This window comes from Marinobacter sp. (genome assembly GCF_041686475.1).
GTDB lineage: Bacteria > Pseudomonadota > Gammaproteobacteria > Pseudomonadales > Oleiphilaceae > Marinobacter.
Genome location: NZ_JAWLDU010000006.1, coordinates 1 through 25,582 on the forward strand (window position 1 = coordinate 1; position 25,582 = coordinate 25,582).

Here is a 25,582-nt window from a genome sequence, read left to right on the forward strand (position 1 = left end):
GAACCTTGAGCGCCAGAAGGAAGCCGAGAAAAAGGCCATCCAGGCACAGATTCGGCAACTGGTGGAAACCAACCGCCTTGACCGGTCCCGCGGTGAGACGTCCTACCAGTTTGTTCACGATAAAAAAATCAAGAAGATACTTGTGGACGATACCATGGTGGACCAGCTCTCACGTGGGCGGCTGGCCATTGTCTACGTCAACGACAATTACGAGATCGTGGCTGAAGGCGTTGCCAGAAAGATCATGGAGCGCGATGAGAATGCTGTCGTTGTCCTTCATGACCGCAAGCAAGACGATGTGGGAGAAGATGATCCCTATGCAGGTTATGAGATTCCTGATGATCTGATGTGGTAGACAGATGGCTTTTTCTGATAGCTCTCAGGTTTTCAGACCAACGATCCCGTATCACGTCAAAAACATCCGGTAATCAACTGTAACTGTAAAGTTCTGGAATGCGCAGCCGTAAACCGACTTAATATAAGTCAAATAAATCCACCTTTATTCTTCGGGGCGTATCGGAAAAGCTGTCCGGCTTTTGAACCAACCCCGCAGATTCAAAGGCATGGCCGGCAAATCCCATATCCGAGGACAAAAAAACAATGCGCGTTCCAGAGCTTTTCACCAATATGACCATACGCACACTACTGGCAGGCGGGTTCTCCATCCTGCTGTTACTGACCATCGTGGTGGGCGTCGTTGGTGATCGGGCTCTGGACCGGTATAGCCAGAGATCGAACATTGTTGCCATGCTCGGGCAAGTGAATACCGGCCTCACAGAAGCTCGCGTGGAGGAAAAGAACTTCCTTCTGACCGGCGAAGCCGACGCTGTTACAGAAAACCGGGCACAGGGAGACCGGGTTCTCGAATTGACCAACGACATCAAACCCCTGCTTTCCGATAACGAGGATATCGACACTCTGGGCAGCATTCAGGCGGATGTAAAAAGATATCAGCAACTGATGGTAGAGGTTGAGGAAAACATCAGTGAACGGGAAGAGGCCCTCGACCGCCTTGAAACCAGCGCCAGGATCTTCGGATCATCCCTCAAAGCTCATAGCTCGCTGTTTTTTGCCTCGGCAATGTTTGAGGATATGCGCCGGTCCGAACGAAAGTTCCTTATCGAGAATGACGAGGCCAGCGTCCAGGCATACCTCGATGATGCCAAAAGGATCCAGGCCCCGCTGAAATCCGCGAGTATTACCGACGAAGAAAAAGCCCAGATCAACGAGGCTCTCGACACCTACGTCGAAGAGTTCCGGACCGTTGTAACGCTGACCGGCTCCGAACGCCGCTTATCCGACGAAATGGTCAGCACCGCCCGCAACGCCATCAAGTCAGCAGACCGCCTCCGGGCACACCAGTCCGATCAGATGGAGTCTGATCGTCAGCAGGCATCCGGGCTGATCTTCGGTGCCACCGGCATCGCAGTGGTACTTGGCATATTGATGGCCTATCTGATTACCCGGGCCATTGTCTCCCCGATCAAACAGGCGGTTGCAGCAGCATCAGAGGTGGCGTCCGGCAACCTGACTGTCAACATAAACGCTACCGGCACCAATGAAATCGGTCGCCTGATGGCTGCCCTCGCGACCATGGTTACGAACCTCCGTGAACTGGTCAGAAGCATAGAATCCGGCGCTTCCAATATTGCGGCTTCGGCCGAGGAGCTTTCAATGGTAACCGGCCAGACCAGCGATGGCATTAATCGCCAGAAACAGGAAACCGATCAGGTTGCGACGGCCATGAACGAAATGACTGCGACCGTTGCCGAAATTGCAAAAAGCGCTGAGCAGGCTCTTGAAGTGGCAACTGATGCTGCCAGCCAGGCAACGGATGGTGAACGCGAGGTAAGGGAAACCGTGGATCAGGTCAACAATCTCGCCAGAGAAGTCAGCCAGAGCATGGAAACGATCGAGGGACTGCAAAAGGAAACGGCAAACATCGGAACGGTCCTGGACGTAATCAAGTCCGTTGCCGAGCAAACCAACCTGCTGGCATTGAACGCAGCCATTGAAGCCGCCAGAGCCGGTGAGCAGGGCCGGGGCTTCGCAGTGGTTGCCGATGAGGTCCGCTCCCTGGCTCAGCGCACCCAGACATCCGCCCAGGAAATCGGAACGCTGGTCACCGCCCTGCAGAACAGCGCGGGTAATTCAGTATCCGCAATGGGCTCAAGTACTACCATGGCCTCTAATACACTGGAACGTGCCACGGCAACGGGTAAAACCATAGAGCGCATTGCCAGGGCCGTTGAAGACAGCAAGCAATACAATAATCAGATTGCCACCGCGGCAGAGCAACAGACATCAGTCGCCGAAGAAATCAGCCAGAATATCACCCGCATCCGTGACGTTACTGACCAGTCCGCAACCTCCTCCAATCAGACGGCCAGCTCAAGCAACGAGCTGGCCCGGCTTGGCAGCGAGCTTCAGAGCCTCGTCTCCCGCTTCAGGCTGTGAAACGGCCGGGACCTGAAAACAGAGAACCCCGCTCAAAGGCGGGGTTCTCTGTTTGATATGGCGCGGCTGGGAGGATTATTCGGGCCCTTGGCCCTCACCCCTTCGGGGCCGCCGTCGCTGTGCTCCGGCGTTCCTCAACCCACAGCGTGGGTTTCGGTCGAACCTCTTTCGGTTCAAACCCTCCCAGCTATACATAGCAAAACGCCTCAGCCTGTGGGGTTCACAAACTGAGGCGCTTTGGTCTTAATATGGCGCGGCTGGGAGGATTCGAACCTCCGACCGCCTGGTTCGTAGCCAGGTACTCTATCCAGCTGAGCTACAGCCGCTTGAAACTTTGAATTGTTGGCTAACCAACTTTTTCACTGAAATTGAAAAAAGCAGAAATAGTGGCGCGGCTGGGAGGATTCGAACCTCCGACCGCCTGGTTCGTAGCCAGGTACTCTATCCAGCTGAGCTACAGCCGCGCATCATGAAATCTCAATTCAAACTGTTCTCGCCTGTCTCCGAAAAGAATGGCGGAGAGGGAGGGATTCGAACCCTCGGTACGATTGCTCGTACGGTTCCTTAGCAGGGAACTGGTTTCAGCCACTCACCCACCTCTCCTTGAGAACGGGGCGTATACTACCATAATTTTTCTGATTTCATAGGGTTGACACGAGTTTTTTCAAACCCCGATCCCCCGGATACAAAAAAGCCGTCCGGGTTTCCCGCGAACGGCTTTTTATCACTCTCAGCTATTGCCGGGCTCCGGCTCTTCAGAGCCTTTCTCACTCTGAATGCGCTGATAGATTTCTTCGCGGTGCACCGCCACTTCTTTCGGGGCATTTACACCAATTCGTACCTGGTTCCCCTTCACCCCAAGCACGGTTACGGTGATGTCGTCACCGACCATCAGGGTTTCGCCGACACGGCGGGTCAAAATCAACATGTCCTTTACTCCCTTATCCAGAGCTACCTGTTCCGACAAATGTATGTACTACTTACTTTTATAGTGGGATCACTTGCCAATCAAAAGACGCACTATCACTTATACGCACTTGTGAAGGCAGACGCCTGCAAATGATTCCCTTTTTACGGAAAGCCCAAGCGAACCGACCTGTGTGTCCGCCAGATTTCAGGCTTCCTCAACCCCGGGACTGTCCAGTTCGAACGCACTATGAAGTGCCCGAACCGCCAGCTCAAGATATTTTTCGTCAATCACCACAGAGATTTTGATCTCTGAGGTGGAGATCATCAAAATATTGATGCCCTCGTTAGACAGCGCAGCAAACATTTTGGTTGCAACACCCGCGTGAGAACGCATACCCACACCGACGATGCTGACCTTGGCAATCTTGCTGTCGCCGCTCACTTCGCGGGCTCCAAGTTCGTCAGACACCTGTTGCAGCACTGCCTGCGCACGCCTGAAATCGTTGCGATGCACGGTGAAGGTGAAGTCAGTACGGTTATCAGCACCCACGTTCTGAACAATCATATCCACTTCAATATTGGCATCGCTGACCGGCTGCAATATGCGCAGTGCACTGCCAGGGGTATCCGGCACTCCGGAAATCGTCAGTTTGGCTTCATCACGGTTAAAGGCTATGCCGGAGACGACCGGTTGTTCCATGGCGTTATCATCCTCAAGAGTAATCAGGGTACCTTCACCTTCCTGGAAACTGGAAAGGACCCGTAAAGGAACATTGTATTTACCTGCAAATTCCACCGCGCGAATCTGAAGAACTTTCGATCCGAGGCTGGCCATCTCGATCATTTCTTCAAAGGTGACCCGCTCAAGCCGACGAGCACTGTCAACCACCCTCGGGTCGGTGGTATAGACGCCGTCTACATCAGTGTAGATCTGACATTCATCAGCCTTCAACGCGGCAGCAAGGGCAACGGCGGTGGTATCTGACCCGCCACGCCCCAGGGTGGTGATGCTGCCGTTCTCATCAATGCCCTGAAAGCCCGCAACCACGACCACACGGCCGGCGTTGAGGTCTTCCCGCATGCGCTGCTCATCAATCTGCTTGATGCGCGCCTTGGTGTGGCTGCTGTCAGTCAGAATCCGTACCTGGCCACCGGTGTAGGAGCGTGCATCGCAGCCACGCTTTTGCAGGGCCATGGACAACAGGGCTATGGTCACCTGCTCACCGGTCGAGACCAGCACGTCCATTTCCCGGGGCGTGGGGTCCTCCATAATCTCGTTTGCAAGGCCGATCAGGCGGTTGGTTTCCCCGCTCATGGCGGACACCACAACCACAACATCATGACCTTCCTTGCGAAAACGGCTGACTTTCTCAGCCACCGCGTCAATCCGTTCGGTGGTGCCTACTGAGGTACCACCAAATTTCTGAACCAAGAGCGCCATTTTTTTTCCGATACCAAACGTGGACAGACGGCAGAGCGAGACCCCGCCTCAGACGATCAAACGGGCGCGATTATAAACGCCTGCCCGTTTATGCGACAGTTACCTAAGCAATATTTTTCTCAACCCAGGCCGGCACTTCGGCAAGAGCATCGGCCAGCCTGGAAGGGTCACTACCACCGCCCTGCGCCATATCAGGGCGACCACCGCCCTTGCCACCAACCTGTTCAGCCAGGTGCTTCATCAGGTCACCGGCCTTGATCCTGCCAGTATCGGACTTGGTCACACCGGCTACCAGAGTCACTTTGCCATCCTCAACACTGGCGAGTACCACCACACCTTTGCCCAGCTTGTTCTTGAGCTGATCGGCGGTTTCCATCAGCGCCTTGCGATCCGCACCTTCCATTTCGGAGGCGACCACTTTCAGCCCCCCTACTTCCACTGCGGATCCGGCCAGATCAGTTCCGGCGGAGCTGGCCAGCTTTGCCTGGAGGGCATTGATGTCTTTTTCGAGCTGCCGGTTACGATCCAGGGTTTGCTGCACCTTCTCCACCAGTGACTCACGGGAGCCTTTAACCAGCTTCGCAGCCTCGCGCAGTGTCTGTTCGGTTTCCTCAACCCACTCAAGGGCACCGAACCCGGTCACCGCTTCTATACGGCGAACACCTGAGGAAATACCGCTTTCCGAGGTAATGCGGAACAGGCCGATGTCGCCGGTACGGGCCACATGGGTGCCGCCGCAGAGCTCCACGGAGTAATCTTCTGAACCCATGCTCAATACGCGGACGGTGTCGCCGTACTTTTCCCCGAACAGTGCCATGGCACCCTTGGCCTGGGCCTGCTCCATATCGGTAATTTCAGTCTGTACCGGGGTGTTATCCAGAATCTGCTCGTTCACCTGGTGTTCGATCTCGCGCAACTGTTCCGGCGTAACCGGCTCGAAATGCGAGAAATCAAACCGCAGTTTGTCCGGATCCACCAGCGAGCCTTTCTGGGTAACGTGTTCACCCAGTACCTTGCGAAGCGCGGCATGCATCAGGTGCGTTGCCGAGTGGTTTTTCTTGGTGCGTTCACGGCGGGCATGGTCGATGCGGGCATCCACTTCCAGGCCGGGGAACAGTTCGCCCTCAATCACGGTGCCGATGTGGAGGTGATTGCTGCCTTCCTTCTGGGTATCAGTCACTTTGAAGCGGCCACCGCTCCAGGTCAGCAGGCCGGTATCGCCTACCTGACCGCCGGATTCGGCATAGAAGGGCGTTCGCTCAAGAACCACCACGGCTTCATCGCCGGCCTGGGCGTTTTTCTCGTTGCCATCCACAATCACCGTGCGAATGGTTTCATGGCCGTCGATATGTTCGTAGCCGGTGAATTCGGTAGAGCCTTCAATATTCAGGCCGGCAGCGTTGTAATCCATACCGAACTTGCTGGCAGCACGGGCACGGGCACGCTGACGGTCCATTGCTTTTTCATAGCCCTCATAGTCCAGAGTCAGGCCACGCTCACGGGCAATGTCGTTGGTCAGGTCAACCGGGAAGCCGTAGGTGTCATACAGGGTGAAAATGGTTTCGCCGGGTATCTCGGAACCCTTCAATTCGGCAATATCCTGCTCCAACAGGCGAAGACCCTTGTCGAGAGTTTTCGCGAACTGCTCTTCTTCCTGCAGCAGCACCTTTTCAACCTGCTTGCGACTGCTGACCAGTTGCGGGAAGGCATCGCCCATCAGCTCAACCAGGGCAGCGGTCAGCTTGTAGAAGAATGGCTGGTTTGCGCCCAGCTTGTTGCCATGGCGGGCAGCACGACGAATGATCCGCCGCAGCACAAAGCCACGGCCCTCATTGGACGGCATGACGCCGTCTGAGATCAGGAAGGCACAGGAACGAATGTGGTCCGCCACGACCCGCAAAGATGCCTCGGTCGTGTCCACGCCACCAAGAATGTCAGAGGCGGCATTCAGCAGGTCCTGCATCAGGTCGATTTCGTAGTTGCTGTGAACGCCCTGCAGCACCGCAGTGATGCGCTCAAGACCCATGCCGGTATCGACTGAGGGCTTGGGCAGTGGCAGCATTTCGCCGTCTGCCTGGCGGTTGTATTGCATGAAGACCACGTTCCAGATTTCGATGTACCGGTCACCGTCTTCTTCCGGGCTGCCGGGGGGCCCACCGGCAACTTCCGGTCCATGGTCGTAGAAAATTTCCGTACAGGGGCCGCAGGGGCCGGTATCGCCCATCTGCCAGAAATTGTCCGATGCGTAGGGAGCACCCTTGTTGTCGCCGATGCGCACAATATGGTCAGCCGGAACGCCGATTTCCTGATTCCAGATATCAAATGCCTCATCGTCAGAGGCGTAAATGGTTATCCAGAGTTTTTCTTTTGGCAGCTTCAGCCAGTCGTCACCGGTCAGGAAGGTCCATGCAAAATTGATGGCTTCGCGCTTGAAGTAGTCGCCAAAGCTGAAGTTGCCCAGCATCTCGAAAAAGGTGTGGTGGCGTGCAGTGTAGCCCACGTTTTCCAGATCGTTGTGCTTGCCGCCGGCTCTTACGCACTTCTGTGTAGTCGTCGCCCGGGTGTAGTCGCGCTCTTCACGGCCAAGGAACACGTCCTTGAACTGGTTCATTCCCGCATTGGTGAACAGCAATGTCGGGTCGTCCGCCGGCACCAGCGAACTGCTTGGTACGATGGTATGGCCCTGCTGTTTGAAGTAATCGAGAAATGCCTGTCGCAACTCTGCGGTTTTCATAGCCCTTTGATACCCTTCTATAAACCCGTGTGGGTCCACGTTTAAAGACACATACTTACATGCGCGTGCAAATCCGCTACTCTAGCACACGCCGAGTACAGGAAAAACGTGAAACATCACAGGAGAACCCATGCCCCGCCGCTTTCATACCGCAGAGGAGCTGTTACCCCCCGCCCCCTTCATCAAGCGACTCATGGCTGTGGTTTATGACTCACTGATCAGCATTGCCGTGCTGCTGGTGACCACCTGGGCGTATACCCTGGTCGCGGGCTGGATAACCGGCTGGGACGAGTACGAGAAAATGGCGGAGGAAGGCACTCTGGGTGCGGACCCGATTCTCACATTCGTGCTGTTCCTGGCCCTGTACCTGTTCTTTGGCTATTTCTGGACAAGGAATGGTCAGACACTGGGCATGCAGGTATGGCGCATTCGTATTGAAAACCTGGACGGCACCTCCGTGTCCTGGACACAGGCCCTGAAACGCTATGTGGCCGCCGCCGCAATCCTGTTCGTGGCCACGCTGGGCGCCTACTATCTGAATGCCGCCACGCTGTTCGTCACCATCCCGGCCATCATAGCGCTGTTCTATCCCATCAATGGGCTGTCACTGACAGACCGCGCATCCGGCAGCATCGTTGCATCCGTGCCCAAAGAGCTCAAAAAATAGCGTTACCCTGCGCGCCTCATCAGCACAGCACCCACCACCGCGTTAATGGCGATCGGCAGAATGATCGCCAGCACCGGGTTGAAGCCGAATACCAGGCTCATGGGGCCCAGAAGGTCCTGCATGTATTTGAACAGCAGTCCAACAATCAGGCCGGTGAACACCCGGAACCCCATGGTGACCGACCGCAGCGGACCAAACACGAACGAAATCGCAACCAGCACCATCACCGCCGTACCCAGAGGCATCAACACTTTCTTCCAGAATGCCAGCCAGTAGTTCGCGGCATTCAGCCCCTGCTCACCCAGATAACTGGCATAGGTATAGAGGCCGGAGATGGACAGGTCCTCCGGCTTTACAATCAGCACACTGAGAACATCCGGAGATAACCCGGTTTCCCAGCGTAGTGTCTGCTGTTTTTCCTGGGTCGTCCTGTCCTCACTCAGGTTGGTCGTGGTGACATTCTCCAGCAACCAGTGGTCACCCTGGTAAATGCCCCTCTCGGCGAAACTGACCGACACCAGCCAGCGCTCATCATCAAAACGGAACAGTGATATCCCTTGCAGCACGCCGTCGGGCCGCACGGCATTCAGGTGCATGAACACCTCACCTTCCCGGTGCCAGATGCCTGAAGCCGACGCGACATTTTCGCCCGCGCCCTGGGCAATTGCCTTCTGGCTCTGGGCCATTCGTTCTGCCGGGGGCGCAACGTATTCACCAATCAACACGCCAACCAGGACAATCACCAGTGCCGGTTTCATGGCGGACCAGACGATACGCTTCAGGGAGACCCCGGCAGCACGGATAACCGTCAGTTCGGAAGAGCTTGCCATGGCCCCCAGCCCGACCAGGCATCCCATGAATGCCCCGAGGGGCAGATAATCATAGATACGCCGCGGCAGAGTCATGAATACGTACAGCAGAGCCTGCACCATCTGATAATCATTTTTCGCATCATCCAACTCGGCGATAAATGCAAAAATCAGATCCAGCGACAGCACCACCAGCATCACCAGGAACATGGCGCCGCCTACCGTACTCATCACATAGCGGTCGATCTTACGCACTGGCACGGCCCTCCCGCACCAGACGCCGCCGGTAAAGCCAGGCGGGACCGAACTGCAGCCACAACCCGAGCGCCAGGAAGATGGCGTGCACCCAAAGCAGGCCGATCCATTCCGGAACCTTGCCGTTTTCAAGCGCGTCCCGGGCGATGATCAGTAGCCCAAGATAGGTGATATACACCAGCATTGCCGGAAGCAGATGGAAGAAACGCCCCTGCCGCGGGTTCACGCGGCTCAGCCTGACAGCCAGCAGGGTGACGATCGGTACGATCAGTGGCAGGGTAAATCGCCAGTGCAGCATCGCGCGGTGCTCCGGTTTATCCGATGCCATCAGAGCCGCTGTGCTCAGCCCTTCTTCCAACTCCTTCTCACGGGCGTTACCACTGCTTATCTTGAGCCCGTAGGCATCAAAACCGGTCACGTCGTAATCCATTCGGCCGGGCATGCCCTCGAAACGGGCACCTTCCTCCAGCACCAGAAACCGGCTACCGGTTTCATCATCAATCAGTTGGGAGCCCTCCCGGGCGGTAATGATCGACAGGCCTTTGCCATTCTGGCTGTACTCGGCAATGAAAACACCCTCAAGCCGGCGCTTGTCGTCACTCAGTCCTTCGGTGTAGGTAACACGGCCACCGGAAGACAGGGACTGGAATCGCCCCGGCGCCAGCATTTCAAATTCCGTGGCCTGGCGCTGCTCATTGAAAATCGCTTCCACCTGCTTCATGCCCCAGGGGGACACATAGAGACTCATGGCGCCAACCGTCAATATCACCGGAATACTGCCAATCAGGGTTTTGCCCAACAGCTGTTTGTCGCTGACCCCACAGGCATACAGCACCGTCATTTCACTTTCCAGATACATGCGCCCGTAAGCCAGCAGTATGCCGATGAAAAAGCCCAGTGGAAGGATCAGTTCCAGGAACCCGGGAAATCGGTAGGCCATGATCTGGAACAGCACATCACCGGCCAGCTCACCCGCGGCGGCTTCCGCCAGGTATTTGATAAACCGGCCGCTCATGAACACCATCAGCAGAATACCGGAAACGGCAAGCATGCTGACAAGCACCTGGCGGGTAAGATATCGGAAAACGATGCTCAATTCGGTCTCTCAGAGCCGGATGCGACCGGAGTCGATGGAATTCGGGAATCGCCGTATTCTAAGTAACCTTGTGGCCGAATGACAGACCACGGGTTTAACAAAGACGTTAACAACCTGTCAGCGCTTGATAATTTGACCCCGAACCCCAATGCTATAGGCATTCGGACAGGAAACCCGGACGGGACTGTCCTCCATCAGGATAACCAACGGGAGTTGCCATGAATTTCACCCTGAGCAGTAAGCCCATTGCCGATACCAAAGCGGATTGCCTTGTTGTCGCCCTGCCGGAGAAAGGCGACTGGCCTGCCTCCACCACACAGGCAAACGAAGCCCTCGGCGGACTGATCAATAGCCTGCACAAAAACGGGGACGCCAATGGTAAGAACGCAACCACCCTGCTGGTTCCGCTGGACGGACAGCCCTGGGCGCGCCTGCTGGTCGTGGGTACAGGCTCAGACAAGGACCGCACCCCCGCCAACTTCCGCAAGGCGCTGATTGCCATGGCCGGCCAGATCAAGGACGGCCCCTCGAAGCACGCCTTGGTCGGCCTGGGCGACACCCTGGTGACCGGCGATGGCGCCACCAGCTCGGAAGCGGCACGCCTGAATCTGATCGGCCGCACACTGGAAGAGCAGTTCTATCGTTTCAGCGGATTCAAGAGCGAAAAACTGTCAGACCGCAAACTGGCCAAAGTGACTGTTGCAGCCTCCTCCGCCGGCAAGGCATTGAAAGACGCCTTCAATCTCGGCCTGGCCACCGGCCGTGGCATGAACCTCACCCGCGACCTCGGCAACACACCACCCAATGTGTGCCACCCCACCTGGCTGGCCGAAAAGGCCGAGCAGTTGGCAAAAGACCACGAAGTCATCAAGACCGAAGTGCTCGATGAAAAACAGATGAAAAAACTGGGCATGCACAGCCTGCTTTCTGTTTCCGCCGGCAGTGCCCAGCCCGCCAAGCTGATCGTGATGGAATACCGTGGCGGTAAGGCCAAAGACAAACCCTACGTATTGGTGGGTAAAGGCATCACCTTCGACACCGGCGGCATCAGCCTCAAGCCCGGCGAAGGCATGGACGAAATGAAGTACGACATGGGTGGCTCGGCAGCCGTCTTCGGTGCCATGCAAACCATCGCCGAGACCCAGCCAAAGATCAACGTGGTTGCTGTCATTGCCGCCGCCGAGAACATGCCAAGCGGCACAGCAACTCGCCCCGGTGACATCGTTACCTCCATGTCCGGCCAGACCATCGAAATCCTCAACACCGATGCGGAAGGCCGCCTGGTTCTGTGCGACGCCCTCACCTATGTCAAGAAATTCGACCCGGAAGTCGTCGTCGATATGGCTACTCTTACCGGTGCCTGTATCATCGCTCTTGGCAGCCACGCCACAGGCCTGCTGAGCAACAACGACGAACTGGCCAATGACCTGCTGGCCGCGGGTGAACGCGCCGGCGACCGTGCCTGGCGCCTGCCCCTGTGGGACGAATACCAGAGCCAGCTCGACAGCAACTTCGCCGACATGCAGAACATCGGCGGCCGCCCCGCCGGCACCATCACAGCTGCCTGCTTCCTGTCGCGGTTTGCCAAGGATTACCGCTGGGCCCACCTGGACATCGCCGGCACCGCCTGGAACTCCGGCAAGGCCAAAGGCTCCACCGGCCGCCCGGTCCCCATGCTGGTCGACTACCTGATGTCTCATGCCGGAAAATAATTCCGGCACACAGGATGAGAGGAACCAGTCCTACTGGTTCCACATCCTCACCCAGACCACCCCTGCTGCCCGCAACCTCCACACCGCCAAACTGGTCGCCAAGGCCCGGAAGCAGGGAGACCGCGTAGGTATCGTCTGCGACACCATGCAGCACGCCCAGGAACTGGACGACCTGCTCTGGAACTTCAGCCCCGACGCGTTCATACCCCACAGTATCGTGCCCGACTCTGCCACTACCTGTACCGATCCCGTCGGGATATTGCTTTGCCCGCCGGTCGCCGAAGACTGGGATACGGTCATCATCCTCTCGGCCACATTGCCGGCGGATGCGGACCGGTTTAAACGGTTGGCTCTGGTTGCCCATAATGATGAGACGGTTCTGACACAGGCACGATCTCACTATAAGCAACTGCGTACGCTGGGGATTGAGCCTCGGGTGCATGATCAGAGGAAGCGGTGAGGTTTTGGGCCTTTTGTAGGACTGCTCGTTTGGGGGAGGAGCGGGTGTCTCCAATATGGCGACGACAACTCGAAGTTTATAAGGGTATGGGGGTGGTTTGAATTTCGGACAGGAAAAGGTGTCTGAGCGCAGCGAGTTCTTTTCCTGTCCGAAATTCAAACTACCCCCGTGCCCCTCCACCCCAGTTCGCCGCAAACCAACAGAGCATGTATAATCGAGCGTCTCAAATTTCCCTTGTGAATCAACCAAACGGTCACCAGTAGAAACCCATGGAAAAAACCTACCAGCCAGAAAACATCGAGCGCCAGTGGTACGAAAACTGGGAATCCAAAGGGTACTTCCGCCCCTCCGGCGAAGGTGAGTCATTCAGCATCGCCATCCCGCCGCCCAATGTCACCGGCAGCCTCCACATGGGCCACGCGTTCCAGCACACCATTATGGACACGCTCACCCGCTTCAAACGCATGCAGGGCCGCAACACGCTCTGGCAGGTAGGTAGCGACCACGCCGGCATCGCCACCCAGATGGTGGTCGAGCGCAAACTGGCTGCGGAAGAGGACAAAACCCGCCACGATCTGGGCCGGGAAGAATTTATCAGGCGTATCTGGGACTGGAAAGAGCACTCAGGCGGCACCATCACCGGCCAGATGCGACGTCTGGGCAACTCCGTGGACTGGGATCACGAACGATTCACCATGGACGACGGCTTCTACAAGGCGGTACAGGAAGTTTTCATCCGCCTGTATGACGAGGGCCTGGTCTACCGCGGCAAGCGCCTGGTCAACTGGGACCCGAAGCTTCATACCGCCATCTCCGATCTGGAAGTGGAAAACAGGGAAGAGAAGGGTTTTTTCTGGCACCTTCGCTACCCGCTGGCCGACGGTGAAAAGACTCGGGACGGCAAGGGCTACCTGGTGGTTGCCACCACCCGCCCGGAAACCATGCTGGGGGATACCGCCGTAGCGGTGCACCCGGACGATGAGCGTTACCAGCACCTGATTGGCAAACACGTCGACCTGCCCCTGGTCGGCCGCCGCATCCCTATCATTGCCGACACCCACGCTGACCCCGAGAAAGGCAGCGGCTGCGTGAAAATCACCCCGGCACACGATTTCAACGATTATGCCGTGGGTAAGCGCAACAACCTGGTGATGATCAACGTCATGACCCAGGATGCCTGCATCCGCGATGTCGGCGAAGTCGTCAACCCGGATGGCAGCGAGAACGCAGATGTCGACGGCAGCCTGCCCGCCGCCTACGCCGGCCTGACCCGCGAAGAAGCCCGCAAGCAGATCGTGGCGGACATGGACGCCGAAGGCCTGGTCGAGGAAGTGGAAGACCACGTTTTGAGCGTACCCCGTGGCGACCGTTCCGGCCTGATCATCGAGCCGATGCTGACCGACCAGTGGTTTGCTGATGCCAGGACCCTGGCGAAGCCTGCCATTGAAGCCGTGGAAGACGGACGTATCCAGTTCGTGCCCAAACAGTACGAAAACATGTACTTCTCCTGGATGCGTGATATCCAGGACTGGTGCATTTCCCGCCAGCTCTGGTGGGGCCACCGGATTCCAGCCTGGTACGACACCGAGGGCAACATCTACGTCGGCCGCAGTGAAGACGAAGTGCGCCAGAAGTATAACCTGGCCGAAGACGTAGTACTGAACCAGGACGAAGACGTTCTGGACACGTGGTTCAGCTCCGCCCTCTGGACCTTCGGCACCCTGGGCTGGCCGGAAATCACCGAGCGCCTGAAAACCTTCCATCCCACCGATGTGCTGGTGACCGGTTTCGACATCATCTTCTTCTGGGTTGCCCGGATGATCATGATGACCATGCACTTCATGAAGAACGAAGACGGCACGCCCCAGGTACCCTTCAAGACCGTCTACGTCACCGGTCTGATCCGTGACGAGCATGGCGACAAGATGTCCAAGTCCAAGGGCAACGTGATCGACCCGCTGGACATGATTGACGGCATCGAGCTGGATCAATTGCTGGAAAAGCGCACCGGCAACCTGATGCAGCCCAGGCTGGCGGAGAAAATCGCCAAACGCACGAAGAAAGAATTTCCGGAAGGCATCACCGCCCACGGTACCGACGCTCTGCGCTTCACCCTGGCAGCCATGGCCACCACCGGCCGTGACATCAACTGGGATATGAAGCGCCTGGAAGGTTACCGCAACTTCTGCAACAAGCTGTGGAATGCCGCTCGTTACGTGCTGATGAACACCGGAGGCGAGGACTGTGGTGTCAACGACGAGCCGGTGGCACTGTCCCTGGCGGACCGCTGGATCATCAGCGAACTGCAGAGCTGTGAGCAGGACGTGATCCGCTACCTGAACCAGTACCGCTTCGACCTGGCGGCCTACGCCCTGTACGAGTTTATCTGGAACGAATACTGTGACTGGTATCTGGAACTGTCCAAGCCGGTACTGAACGACGACAACATCAGCGCTGAAGCAAAGCGCGGCACCCGCCGTACACTGGTTCGTGTCCTCGAGGCGGTTCTCCGCCTGGCGCACCCGATCATGCCGTTCATTACCGAGGAAATCTGGCAACGCATCGCTCCGCTGGCCGGCAAGAGCGGCGACAGCATCATGCTGCAGCCCTTCCCCCAACCAGATTCCAGCAAACAGGACGCCGCTGTTACTGCCGATATCGAATGGCTGAAGGGTGTGATCGTTGCGGTACGGAATATCCGTGGCGAAATGAACATTTCTCCGGCGAAGTCCATTCCGGTTCTACTTCGCGGTAAAGATCCGGAAGACAAGCGCCGGCTGGAGGACAACCGGCAGTTCCTCGCGTCCCTGGCCAAACTGGACAGCGTGGAATGGTTTACCGACGGCAAAGCACCCATGTCTGCCACCCAACTGGTTGGCGAGATGGAAGTACTGGTACCCATGGCCGGCCTGATCGACAAGGATGCCGAACTCAAGCGCCTGGACAAGGAGCTGGAGCGCCTGCAGAAGGAAGTGGGCAGGCTTGAAGGAAAGCTGGACAATGAAAAGTTTACCGCCAAAGCGCCGGCGGAGGTGGTGGAAAAAGAGAAGGACAAGCTCAGGGATGCCCAGGGCAGCATGAGCCGTCTCAGCGAGCAGCGGGCTACCATCGAGGCCATGTAACCAATGACCGGGCATGGGGAAAACCGCAAGCTGCCCGGGGGTGGCCCAATTGCCATTCTCGGGGCCGGTTCCCTCGGCCAGCTGTGGGCAGGGTACCTGCCTGCCGGCAGGGTGGCATTCGTACCCCGCGCCGGCTCCCCGGGCCCGGAAACAGAACCACTGTCCTACAGACTTCAGCAATTCGACGGCACCAGTGTTCCGGTTACCGTGCCTTGGCTGAACGAATCGGCCGGACACCCCCCTTTGCTACTGGTCACCACCAAAGCCGGCGACACCCTGAACGCCATTGAACCGTTGTTACCCAGCCTGCCCCCGGAAACCCCGCTTGTGCTGTTCCAGAATGGCATGGGCAGCCAGCAGTCCGCTGCGGAGCGCTGGCCACAGCGGCCCGTTCTCGCGGCCAGCACCACCGAAGGCGCCAATCGCCCGGAGCCGGGCCAGACAATCCATGCCGGCAAAGGGGAAACTTGGGTCGGCCCCCTCACTGACTGCGCAGAAACAGTTCTGGGCCCTGTGGTGCAGGCACTCGCCACCAGTGGGCTCACTATTCATCCGGACACCAGTATTCACCAGAGACTCTGGGACAAACTGGTCATTAATGCCGGCATCAATGCCTTCACCGCGATTCTTGACTGCCGTAATGGCGATATACTGGATGCCCCGTTCTATCTCGACCACATAGACGACCTGTGCAAAGAGATTGCGGATGTTCTCATGGCGGAAGGGTGCCAACCCCAGGCTCCCGTCAGCATTCGCAAACGCATTGAAAGCGTCGCCCGCAGCACGGCAAGGAATACCTCTTCCATGCTGAGCGACCGGCAACAGGGCCGCACCACCGAAATAGATTACATCAATGGCTACATCGCATGCCGGGGACAGGCACACGGAATCAGCGTAACGGTGAACCAAATGCTGACCCAACAGGTAAAAGAACTGTCGGCTGATGTAAAAGCCGGTAAATCAACCAATCAGATCGAACCGGGAGCATCCTGATGGGCAATCGCCTTTCCAAAATCTACACACGTACCGGAGACGACGGGTCGACGGGGCTGGCAGATGGCAATCGCATCGCAAAGAACGCCCAGAGAGTGGAAGCCATGGGCACCGCCGATGAACTGAACTGCCACATCGGGCTGCTGATTGAATGCCTGGATAGCGACGACTCGCTGGTGGACAGCCTGCGCCGCATCCAGCATCACCTGTTTGACCTGGGCGGAGAGTTCGCCATACCGGGCAGCAAGGTCATTGGCGACAGCCACATCCAGTGGCTTGAACAGACCCTCGACACTTACAACGAGGATCTGCCCCCGTTGAAGAATTTCGTGCTTCCCGGTGGCTCTCCGGCTGCAGCCCAGTGCCACATGGCCCGTGCCGTGTGTCGCCGCGCCGAGCGCGTTGTAGTGGCGCTGAGTCACGAAGATTCCATTAATACCGATTCCAGACATTACCTGAACCGGCTGTCTGATCTGCTGTTCGTGTTTGCTCGCAGCCTGGCCAGGCGCAATGGAGGGGAAGAAATCCTCTGGGAACAGAAGAAGTCTGGCATATAGGTGGCCATCCGGGCCTCCGGAACCGGAGGCCCGCCAGCCGTCAGACCCTGAACGCCTCAACAAGACGCTGCAGCGAAGCGGTCAACTGGGACATTTCCCGGGAAGATGCCAGTGTCTCTTCGGCGTTGTCAGCCGTCTTGTGGCCCAGAACACTAATCTGTTCGACGTTGGCATTCACATTCTTCGCCACCGCAGACTGCTCTTCCGCTGCCTGCGCGATCTGATGGCTCATGTCTACGATGGTGGCAATACCGTCGGCAATCCGGCCAAGAGCCTCGGTGACTTCAGAAGATTTTCTGACCGTGGTTTCGGTGACGTCGTGGCTGTTGGTCATTGCGGCAACAGCCTCTTTGACGCCGCTCTGAAGGCGGGAAATCATGCCTTCGATCTCTTCGGTGGACTTGTGGGTCCGCTGGGAAAGTGACCGCACCTCGTCTGCAACCACCGCGAATCCCCGCCCCTGCTCACCGGCACGGGCTGCTTCAATAGCCGCATTCAGGGCCAGCAGGTTGGTCTGCTCGGCAATCGCCTTGATCTCCACCAATACCTGACTGATGTTGTCGCTGTCAGAATTTACCCGGTTGATAACCTCTACTGCACCGGATATTTCGGTGGCAAGACGGTTGATGGTTTCAACCGTATCCGCTACCACACCACGGCCTTTTTCGGTGTCGGCTTCTGCCGCGCTGGCGCTGTCCGACACCCGGTGGGCGCTTTCAGTCACCTCATTGACCGCTTCCACCATCTGGCTCATGGCTTCGTTGATCTGGCCAGATTCTTCCATCTGGCGGGCAACTGCCTGACTGTTGGCGGCTGCCGTGTCGTTGACCCGGGTTGCCTGGCGATCAACGTCCGATGTCGTGCCGCTGACGGACCGGATCAGCTCGGCGATCCGGTCCGTCATGTTGTTGAACTCGGTGGTCAGCTCGCCCAGTTCGTCGCGGTTATCCAGGTCGATGTGTGCCGTCATGTCGCCTGCAGCCACATTGCGGGCTGCCTCGCTGAAACGGTTAATGGCAGTTCGTACCGACATGAAAAAGCCGATGTAGAGATAGACCACCACCAGCAGCACGGCAACGAGAGCGAGAATGATGAGCTGTCGCTGGCGGATTTCACCTTCCAGCCGTGCATTCAGGTTATCGCTTACCACATCGAAAATAGCCGAGGTAAAGGCATCGTAATTAACCAGCTGGTTCTCGACGGTGCTGTTGAACTCCTGCCAAGGCAACTCCAGACGCATGGGAGCGATGACGTTGGTATCAAGTTCATCACGAATGGTGGTCAGGCTCCCCTCGATACCTTTGACGGCATTACCGGTCTGTGCGGCCAGTGACTGTGATGAATCAATTGCCACGGAGAGCGAAGGGCCGAGAAGTGAAGCGCGATTGGTCAGCTGGTCGTATATTTCGTTCAATACGTCACTGAGACCATAGCCCACCTGCCCTTCCAGCAGCGCAAACGTGCCAAAAGAGCGGGCCCGGCCGATAATGCTTTCGGCATCCGGCAGAGCCTCACGCACCAGCCCGAGCAGCAGCAGGTTCTCACGTGAGGCATCCTGGCCCAGGCCGGAAATCTCGATGGTGGCAGACAACATGGCACGGACTTTCTGGACGAATTCCTGGTAATACTTGAACTGGGGGTCGATGTTGCCCTGGTAGCTGTCTGAAGATTGCAGCTTCTGCCACTCTTCCTTCAGCAGTGCCACCTGCTCAGCCCAGTTGCCGGAAGTATCAAACATGGCATCCGTACCGGCCAGCTGTTCCAGGATACGGTCGATTCTCTCAGCTGCCTGATCAGATCTGGACAGCAGCTCGCTGTCATCCTTGGTCTTGCCGGGCGCCCGAAAATCACGGTACTCAAGGGACGCTTCCAGAAGTGCGTCGACCTTTTCAAGCTGCTCCAGGCCTTCAACACCCCGGGTCATGGTTTCCACTGACCGGTTCAGTTCGCTGATTACCAACCATGAAAGGGCAACGATAGGCAGCAAAAACAGTACGCTGATGAGGCTGAATTTGTAGAACATCGGCAGCCGGTTCATCAACGATACTGCAGGCTTGATAAGCTGGTTCACATCTACTCCCACTCAAGGCGTCGAAAGAATGAAACTGTATTCTATTTATTTACAGTGTCGACTAAAGTACTACAAACTTGAGTGTTTTTCGGAATATAAATGTAATTTTGTTTAAACCTCTGCCTTATTTAACCCCTGCAATCACCAGCAAAGCCAGCACGCAGATCCACACCAGCATGCTGCGGTTCAGCAGATCCCGGATCGCATCCAGGCTGCGTCGGCCGTAATCTGCCCACTCATCTGGGTGAATCTGCGAAAACCGCCCGGGGTCCAGCGCATAACCCGTCAAGGCACCGTTGGCGGCGGTCATCAGCACCTGGTCGGTTTTCAGTGTTACCCCTGCCAGAACCCGCCTTCCCTCGCTCATCCAGCCTGCAAGATCCCCCGCCACACCAAAGGTAAAGGACAGCAGGCGCGACGGTATCCAGTTGAGCAGCTCAGCCAGTGCGGAAAAACCGGGCCTCGCTGCCGGCTGTGGCCAGTGGTCGCGCAAGGCAATAACGCCGCGAACGAAAAATGCCGCAGCAGGACCGCCAACCACGTACCAGAAGGCAATCAGGAAAAACCGCTCGAATATGTCGACCATGAGCGTGCGCGACAGTATCAGGTGCATCTCGTCGGGAGAGGCCGCAGCACCCCGATCTCTGGCGGGGAGACAGTCCTTGATATGGTGCCAGGCGGCCTGCATGTCGCCCCTCGCCCAGGATGAGCTGTAGGCTTCCAGGGGAGAGCGCCAGCCAGGCACGCCCATCAGTAGCACCAATAACACGAATTCCAGAGGATAGGCCGCCATCCGCCAGCCAATATCCGTCAGGTACCACTCTGCAATAGCGATAAGCAGCGCAGGCGCTGCAACCAGTAACAGCCCTTTCCATTTCACCGCTTCCTGGCCGGCAGCTGTTTTACTGTGACCACGAAAGGCAGTCCGCCAGAGAGAATCTCCGGACCAGGCGTTTGCCGCATCCAGCCTGCGCCTTGTCAGGTAAGCCAGGAGAAATACCACCAGTGCCATCAGCCAGTCCCCTCGTTACGCCACACGGAATCCAGCATTGTACGGTAACAGGCCCAGTCGAATGCCGGCCCGGGATCAGTTTTCCGGCCGGGTGCAATATCACTGTGTCCGGTGACCCTATCCGGGGTAATCTCTGGCCAGGCCACCATGATTTTCTGTGTCAGATCTGCCAGTGCCCGATACTGTGCAGCGGTATAGGCAATGTCATCCGCCCCCTCCAGCTCTATCCCGATGGAAAAGTCATTACACTCTTCCTCACCCTGGAAACAGGATCGGCCCGCATGCCAGGCCCTGTCCAGCAGGCTGACAAACTGCACCGGAGAACCATCACGGCGTATCAGCAGATGAGAAGACACCGTCATACCGGCAATGGTTTCGAAATAGGGGTGTGCGGAAGGGTCAAGCTGATTGCAGAAAAACCGCTCGATGGCATCGCCACCGAACTGTCCCGGCGGCAGACTGATGTTATGAACAACCAGCAGCGAAATCCTCTCGCCATCCGGGCGAGGGCCGAAATTCGGAGACGGGCACCATCTGGCCCCGGGCACGCGCCCTGTCCGGCGTAACCGTGATACCGGGGTTTCGGAAGGATCTATGGAGCAATGAGATGAGTTGTGTTCAGACACTGTGTTTCCAGCAGGCCGGTGGCGGAGATTCAGGAACCATCCGCCTCTGTTACTTTAATGCCTGTGATTGAAGCACAAAGTAGCCGGCCTTGCTATCGCCTCAGTCCTTGCGACTGCTGCGCAGGTTATCAATGATGGATTCCAGGGCGCGATCGAAAATCAGGCCGTCGTCAAGCATGGTAATTTCTTCGGCTGCCAGTGCAGAGGCCAGTTCCTCACGCTGGTACTCCGCGACTTTTGCCCCGCTGCGATTGACAAAAATATACTTGCCCGTGGCCTTGATAAACGCAGCCAGCTTGCAACGGGTCTTGCCACTCTCGCGGATCAGTTCTATCCAGGAACCGACACGAAGTCCATCAGCACGGTCCAGCCAAATTGGATCAAGGCCACTGTCTGCCGACGGGGCTTCGACAGGCCCGGCACTGGCCGCTTCAGTCTCGTTGGCTACTTCTTCAGACGCCTCAGGCGGTTCGGGGCTTTCTGGCTCCGCTGGCCGGGCCGGGGCCCGACTTTCCGGCTCATCCACAGGAGCTGGTGCAGGAGCAACCGGCGGCACAAACTCTGCAGTATTGGTTTCCACTGGCTCGTCAGCGGGTTCCGGGCGCCGGGTGGTGGTCACCAGACGCTGGAAGACATCTACATGGGCAAGCTCAAGATCCCGAATGGCAGCGTCTGTTGCAAACGGATCCCAGGATATTTCCTGTAATGCTGATCGCAATCCATCCACGATACCGGGAATGGCCCTTAGCAGTTCACTGCGAGAGCCTCCTTCAACCGGCCTTGGATCCACGCTCCAGACCAACTGACGAGTCAGCGTGCATGCCGACTGCCAGCGTTCGCTGTCTTCGCCCTCACGCAGCACCACCCACTGCAGATACTTGGACCAGGCCTCGTTCAGTAAGGTGACCACCGGTGGCGGCAGCTCACGGCCAGTCATCTGTTCGTTCAGCAGCACTTCTGCAGCCCTGGAGGCCCTTTCCTGCTTGGCCCGGCCCTCTTCCGCGTCACGAAGGCGCTGCTCCACCAGCTCCCTGCGGCGACGGTCCAGATCCATGAAATGTCCGAAGTCACTGAGCAACTCGCTGAATATTTCCACGTTGTCGGTGAATTCATTCAGCACACGATCAACGACTGATTCAATCTTTTCCCGCAGTGGGTCACGCTGGCCCGCTTTCTTCTCGGCCCAGCCTATGGCCGACATAGCCAGCTCATTAAGGAGCTTTCTGACCGGATGCCCACCACGATTGAAGAAATTCCGGTCGCTCAGTGCTACCTTCAGCACTGGAATCTGCAACCGTCCGATAACCGCCTTCATCACCGGGTGCAACTGGCGGTCTTCAAGAATAAAATCAAACAGCATCGACACCAGGTTGATGACATCACTGTCGACCTGCCCGGCATTCATTCTGTCGCCCGTTTCCGCCCGGAACACTGGCTGCAATTGCTCAGACAGAGGCACAACCTCGCCCTGCTGCCAGTGCACAGATTGCGCCTGGATATCACTCAGCCGCGCCATCAGGGTACCGGTATCCAGCAATCCTGCGCCCCCGGATGGCATGCCGGAACCGTTGTTCTGGCCCTGGTGCAACAATGCGCTTAGCTCGGAGAAAGTAGCACGGACATCCTCGGATGCGACCGTCAACGGCCCGCCAGAGCCGGACCCGGAACGCTCGGACAAAATGCCTGCACTGTGACTGGCTCCGGACGCGGGTCTTCCGGAAGACGACCCCCCGCCGACCGGGGCACGACGCATTTCTGGCAGAACGCCCTCAGCAATCAGCGTCTTGTTTGCATCTTTGTATACGTCACCCAGAATGCCTACCAGCAGCCGATCGAACAGTTTCAGCACCACCAGTTTGGCGCGGATATCGATTTCCAGATCGGCACAGGCCTCCGCGACGCCGCCACAGATCACTTCAGGGCTCAGGGGCATCTGGCTGTTGTCGAGTTTTGACGACGGCACCAGGTGCGAAACCCGGACATTAAGAAGCCTGATTGCCTCGACATGCTGGTTGCGTAGCTTATTGATGAGGTTGTCGATGGCGACCTGCTGCTCAAGGTCGGAATGATCCACCAGAGCCAGCGAGTCCTGATCCACTTCATCCAGGCTGCCGCTTCCACCCGCGGGACGAAACGAACCTATTTCGTTGAACGCGCGGCTGACATATTGCAGCACGGATACCGTCATGTTCTTGCGACGCAGCCTGAGCTCACGCATTGCGTCAAAGTAGGCAGTCTGGTCCTGATTGGTCGCGGCCTTGTCCGCCAGCTCGAACAACGCGTCGTCAGCCCTGTCGAAAAACCCCCCCATCACCAGCTTCAGGGACTGACCAGATACGTCACGCAGGCGTACCAGCGAGCCCGGCAGGGAAAACCTGTCTGGCAGTTTCTGGCTTTTGAGACTTACGACCTTGTTATCCTGCGCCATTCGGCTACTCCGGACGATGACTGGAGACATTTATTATTGAATATCTTATGCCTTACCCACGTCAGCTTGTGTCAGAATTTGTCACCTTTTGTGTTTAAGTGATGGACATCACAGTTTAACATTCCGACCCGCTTCAATTTGGCGAATCCCCTGCCGGGCTTTAGAATCAATGATCCGAATTGTTTGCATTCCCGAGACCAGAAGAACCACCGGATACCCGACCATGATTCCAACTGAAATGCTTCGCCAAAGCCGCGTTGAAACCGTTGCCCAGAGCCTTCGGGAAGACATCGGCGACGGCGATATCACCGCTATGCTGATACCGGAGAACCGTATAAGCCGGGGACAGGTAATCACACGCGAAGCCGCAACCATTGCCGGAAGGGCCTGGGTGGAGGAGGTCTTCAGACAGGTGGATCCACGGATCATTCTGGACTGGAACGTTGATGACAGAGATGAAGTAGGCCCCGACCAGCTGCTGTTTACCATGGAAGGCCCCGCGCGCAGCCTGCTCACTGCCGAGCGCGCCGGGCTCAACTGGCTCCAGGTGCTTTCCGGGGTTGCTACAACCTGCGCCGGCTATGCCCGCCGTGTCGCCCATACCGGCGTTCAGCTGCTCGATACCCGCAAAACCCTACCGGGACTGCGACTGGCTCAGAAATACGCCGTTACCTGTGGTGGCTGCCACAACCACCGGATTGGCCTGTGGGATGCGTTCCTGATCAAGGAAAATCACATCGCTGCCTGTGGATCAATCGCTGATGCCGTGAAAGAGGCCCGCCGCATCGCGCCTGGCCGCCCCGTGGAAGTGGAAACCGAAAATCCGGATGAGCTGGAACAGGCTCTTGCCGCCGGGGCAGACATCATAATGCTGGATGAATTTTCACTGGACGATATGAGAAAGGCGGTTGGCCGAACCGCTGGCGCGGCCAGGCTGGAAGCCTCCGGAGGCATTAACAGCGACACCCTGGTGCCGGTGGCAGAGACAGGAGTGGACTATATCTCCATTGGAGCACTGACCAAGGATGTTCGTGCCGTGGACCTGTCCATGCGGCTCGACATCACCAGCTGAAGACTCAGGACTGCCCGGAAAGCAGGCGGTCCATTTCCTCCAGTTCACGTATAAGCCCATGACCAGACTCACTTCTGCCCCGGAAATGCTCCTCCGCCATGGGCGCCATCCCCGACACCTCTGGCAGCGGATGCTCGTTTTCAATCATTGCTTTCATACGATAAATGAACACGAACTGCAGCCACTGGGTAAATTCCAGTGTATCCACCGCAAATGGCTTGGTGCTTTGCAGCGCGTCCGTGGGCGGCGGGTCGGTTTCCCAGGCGCCGATTCGCCGTAACTCGATCTCGATCTGCAGCAGGCTGTCCGCCACGCGGGCGGTATGGTCGGACGGTCTCGCCATGGTTAACTCTCAGTCGGCCAGCGGTTCCAGTTCAACAGCTTCGCCGTGAAGCACGCGGTAAAGGTCTTCATACTGCCGTGTCAGTGGATGCTTCGGCGCCATGTGGATCAGCGGCTGGCGGCTCTGGTGGGATTCCTTCATCTTTACCGAGCTGGACAACCTCACGGGCAATACCGGAAGCCCTTCGTCCATCAGCTCACGGACCAGTTGTTTGGGCAGGGTGGCACGAGGCTGGAACTGGTTGGCGACAATACCTTCCACCACCAGACCTTCGTTATGGTCTTCCTGCAGTTCCTGGATTTCGCGGAGAATGCTGTAGAGTGCCTGGCGGGAAAAATCGTCACAATCAAAGGGAATCAAGCATCGATCCGCCGCGATCAGAGCCGAACGGGTATAGAAATTCAACGCAGGAGCCGTGTCGATATAGATTTCGTCAAAAGATTCACCCAGTTTCTTGAGTGCTTCCCTCAATTTGTAGATCTTGTGCTTGGCTTCCAGTTTGCGTTCGAGGAAATCCAGTTCCGGGCTGGAGGGCATCACGAAAAGGTTGTCAAAGGGCGAGGCATGAACAAACTCGTCTGCACGACGGTTAAAGACCGTGAAGGCCACCGTCTGCTCCAGATAGTCCGCCACCGTGTCCTTGAGCTCTCCCGCTGGTCTGCCCAGCAGGTAGTGGGTCGAGTTGCCCTGGGGATCAAGATCAACAACCAGCGTGCGCTTGCCCCTGGCGGCGCTGATCGCGGCCAGGTTACAGGTAATACTGGATTTGCCAACACCACCTTTTTGATTGAACACTACTCGTCTCATGTTTACCCCTG

The 25,582-nt window shown here is 57.3% G+C and carries 20 protein-coding genes and 3 tRNA genes; 9 read left to right on the forward strand and 14 right to left on the reverse strand.

Features of this window, described 5'->3' with window-relative positions:
* Both ACESMB_RS02615 and ACESMB_RS02620 read left to right on the forward strand, forming a co-directional pair.
* Nucleotides 1-355: DUF2058 domain-containing protein (locus ACESMB_RS02615; RefSeq protein WP_372970849.1), on the forward strand; the 355-nt coding region annotated here is incomplete at its 5' end.
* 245 nt (nt 356-600) lie between these two features.
* A complete protein-coding gene (locus ACESMB_RS02620) occupies nt 601-2,457 on the forward strand; it encodes a methyl-accepting chemotaxis protein (RefSeq protein ID WP_372970850.1) in 1,857 nt (618 codons plus the stop codon).
* Nucleotides 2,458-2,706: 249 nt separating this feature from the next.
* Here ACESMB_RS02620 and ACESMB_RS02625 read toward each other — a convergent pair.
* The 6 genes from ACESMB_RS02625 to alaS form a co-directional block, all read right to left on the reverse strand.
* Nucleotides 2,707-2,783, reverse strand: a tRNA-Arg gene (locus ACESMB_RS02625).
* Between the two features lie 61 nt (nt 2,784-2,844).
* Nucleotides 2,845-2,921 (reverse strand) — tRNA-Arg (locus ACESMB_RS02630).
* Between the two features lie 49 nt (nt 2,922-2,970).
* Nucleotides 2,971-3,060, reverse strand: a tRNA-Ser gene (locus tag ACESMB_RS02635).
* Nucleotides 3,061-3,187: 127 nt separating this feature from the next.
* A complete protein-coding gene (gene csrA, locus ACESMB_RS02640) occupies nt 3,188-3,385 on the reverse strand; it encodes a carbon storage regulator CsrA (protein WP_008172808.1) in 198 nt (65 codons plus the stop codon).
* 186 nt (nt 3,386-3,571) lie between these two features.
* Entirely contained in the window at nt 3,572-4,807 is a 1,236-nt protein-coding gene (locus ACESMB_RS02645) for an aspartate kinase (protein ID WP_372927680.1), read from the reverse strand.
* Between the two features lie 103 nt (nt 4,808-4,910).
* The gene (alaS, locus tag ACESMB_RS02650; protein WP_372970851.1) at nt 4,911-7,541 is read right to left on the reverse strand and encodes an alanine--tRNA ligase; all 2,631 of its coding nucleotides are present in this window, start codon (nt 7,539-7,541) and stop codon (nt 4,911-4,913) included.
* Nucleotides 7,542-7,671: 130 nt separating this feature from the next.
* Between alaS and ACESMB_RS02655 the strand changes: the two genes are divergently transcribed.
* Nucleotides 7,672-8,208: an RDD family protein gene (locus ACESMB_RS02655; RefSeq protein WP_372927169.1), complete on the forward strand. Its 537-nt coding sequence runs from the start codon at nt 7,672-7,674 to the stop codon at nt 8,206-8,208.
* A gap of 2 nt (nt 8,209-8,210) precedes the next feature.
* Here the strand turns inward: ACESMB_RS02655 and lptG are convergent, their stop codons facing one another.
* Both lptG and lptF read right to left on the reverse strand, forming a co-directional pair.
* Nucleotides 8,211-9,272, reverse strand: coding sequence for an LPS export ABC transporter permease LptG (gene lptG, locus ACESMB_RS02660; protein WP_372970852.1), 1,062 nt, complete (start codon nt 9,270-9,272; stop codon nt 8,211-8,213).
* Nucleotides 9,265-10,368, reverse strand: coding sequence for an LPS export ABC transporter permease LptF (gene lptF / locus ACESMB_RS02665; RefSeq protein WP_372970853.1), 1,104 nt, complete (start codon nt 10,366-10,368; stop codon nt 9,265-9,267). Before lptF ends, lptG begins: the two co-directional genes overlap by 8 nt.
* 218 nt (nt 10,369-10,586) lie before the next feature.
* On the opposite strand from lptF, the gene ACESMB_RS02670 reads away from it, so the two are divergent.
* The 5 genes from ACESMB_RS02670 (at nt 10,587) to ACESMB_RS02690 (ending at nt 17,212) form a co-directional block, all read left to right on the forward strand.
* Nucleotides 10,587-12,080 carry a leucyl aminopeptidase gene (locus ACESMB_RS02670; RefSeq protein WP_372927172.1) on the forward strand — a complete coding sequence of 498 codons (1,494 nt, stop codon included), beginning with the start codon at nt 10,587-10,589 and terminating at the stop codon, nt 12,078-12,080.
* Nucleotides 12,067-12,540 carry a DNA polymerase III subunit chi gene (locus ACESMB_RS02675; protein ID WP_372927173.1) on the forward strand — a complete coding sequence of 158 codons (474 nt, stop codon included), beginning with the start codon at nt 12,067-12,069 and terminating at the stop codon, nt 12,538-12,540. The genes ACESMB_RS02670 and ACESMB_RS02675 overlap by 14 nt, the downstream gene beginning before the upstream one ends.
* 269 nt (nt 12,541-12,809) lie before the next feature.
* Complete coding sequence (locus ACESMB_RS02680; RefSeq protein ID WP_372970854.1) at nt 12,810-15,662, forward strand: valine--tRNA ligase; 2,853 nt, start codon at nt 12,810-12,812, stop codon at nt 15,660-15,662.
* Between the two features lie 3 nt (nt 15,663-15,665).
* Nucleotides 15,666-16,655: a ketopantoate reductase family protein gene (locus tag ACESMB_RS02685; protein ID WP_372927175.1), complete on the forward strand. Its 990-nt coding sequence runs from the start codon at nt 15,666-15,668 to the stop codon at nt 16,653-16,655.
* Entirely contained in the window at nt 16,655-17,212 is a 558-nt protein-coding gene (locus tag ACESMB_RS02690) for a cob(I)yrinic acid a,c-diamide adenosyltransferase (RefSeq protein ID WP_372927176.1), read from the forward strand. Before ACESMB_RS02685 ends, ACESMB_RS02690 begins: the two co-directional genes overlap by 1 nt.
* A 40-nt stretch (nt 17,213-17,252) precedes the next feature.
* Here ACESMB_RS02690 and ACESMB_RS02695 read toward each other — a convergent pair whose 3' ends face one another.
* The 4 genes from ACESMB_RS02695 to ACESMB_RS02710 form a co-directional block, all read right to left on the reverse strand.
* Nucleotides 17,253-19,283, reverse strand: coding sequence for a methyl-accepting chemotaxis protein (locus tag ACESMB_RS02695; protein ID WP_372970855.1), 2,031 nt, complete (start codon nt 19,281-19,283; stop codon nt 17,253-17,255).
* A 124-nt stretch (nt 19,284-19,407) separates the two neighbouring features.
* Nucleotides 19,408-20,295: a regulatory signaling modulator protein AmpE gene (ampE, locus tag ACESMB_RS02700; RefSeq protein ID WP_372970856.1), complete on the reverse strand. Its 888-nt coding sequence runs from the start codon at nt 20,293-20,295 to the stop codon at nt 19,408-19,410.
* Nucleotides 20,295-20,891 (reverse strand): 1,6-anhydro-N-acetylmuramyl-L-alanine amidase AmpD, encoded by a 597-nt coding sequence (ampD, locus tag ACESMB_RS02705; protein ID WP_372970875.1) that lies wholly within the window; start codon nt 20,889-20,891, stop codon nt 20,295-20,297. The genes ampE and ampD overlap by 1 nt, the downstream gene beginning before the upstream one ends.
* A gap of 130 nt (nt 20,892-21,021) precedes the next feature.
* Nucleotides 21,022-23,349: a DUF1631 domain-containing protein gene (locus ACESMB_RS02710; protein ID WP_372970857.1), complete on the reverse strand. Its 2,328-nt coding sequence runs from the start codon at nt 23,347-23,349 to the stop codon at nt 21,022-21,024.
* 223 nt (nt 23,350-23,572) lie between these two features.
* Between ACESMB_RS02710 and nadC the strand changes: the two genes are divergently transcribed.
* Entirely contained in the window at nt 23,573-24,421 is an 849-nt protein-coding gene (gene nadC, locus ACESMB_RS02715; RefSeq protein ID WP_372970858.1) for a carboxylating nicotinate-nucleotide diphosphorylase, read from the forward strand.
* Nucleotides 24,422-24,425: 4 nt separating this feature from the next.
* Here the strand turns inward: nadC and ACESMB_RS02720 are convergent, their stop codons facing one another.
* Both ACESMB_RS02720 and ACESMB_RS02725 read right to left on the reverse strand, forming a co-directional pair.
* Entirely contained in the window at nt 24,426-24,764 is a 339-nt protein-coding gene (locus ACESMB_RS02720; RefSeq protein ID WP_372926411.1) for a YqcC family protein, read from the reverse strand.
* A gap of 9 nt (nt 24,765-24,773) precedes the next feature.
* Nucleotides 24,774-25,571 carry a ParA family protein gene (locus ACESMB_RS02725; RefSeq protein WP_372970859.1) on the reverse strand — a complete coding sequence of 266 codons (798 nt, stop codon included), beginning with the start codon at nt 25,569-25,571 and terminating at the stop codon, nt 24,774-24,776.
* Nucleotides 25,572-25,582: the final 11 nt, after the last annotated feature.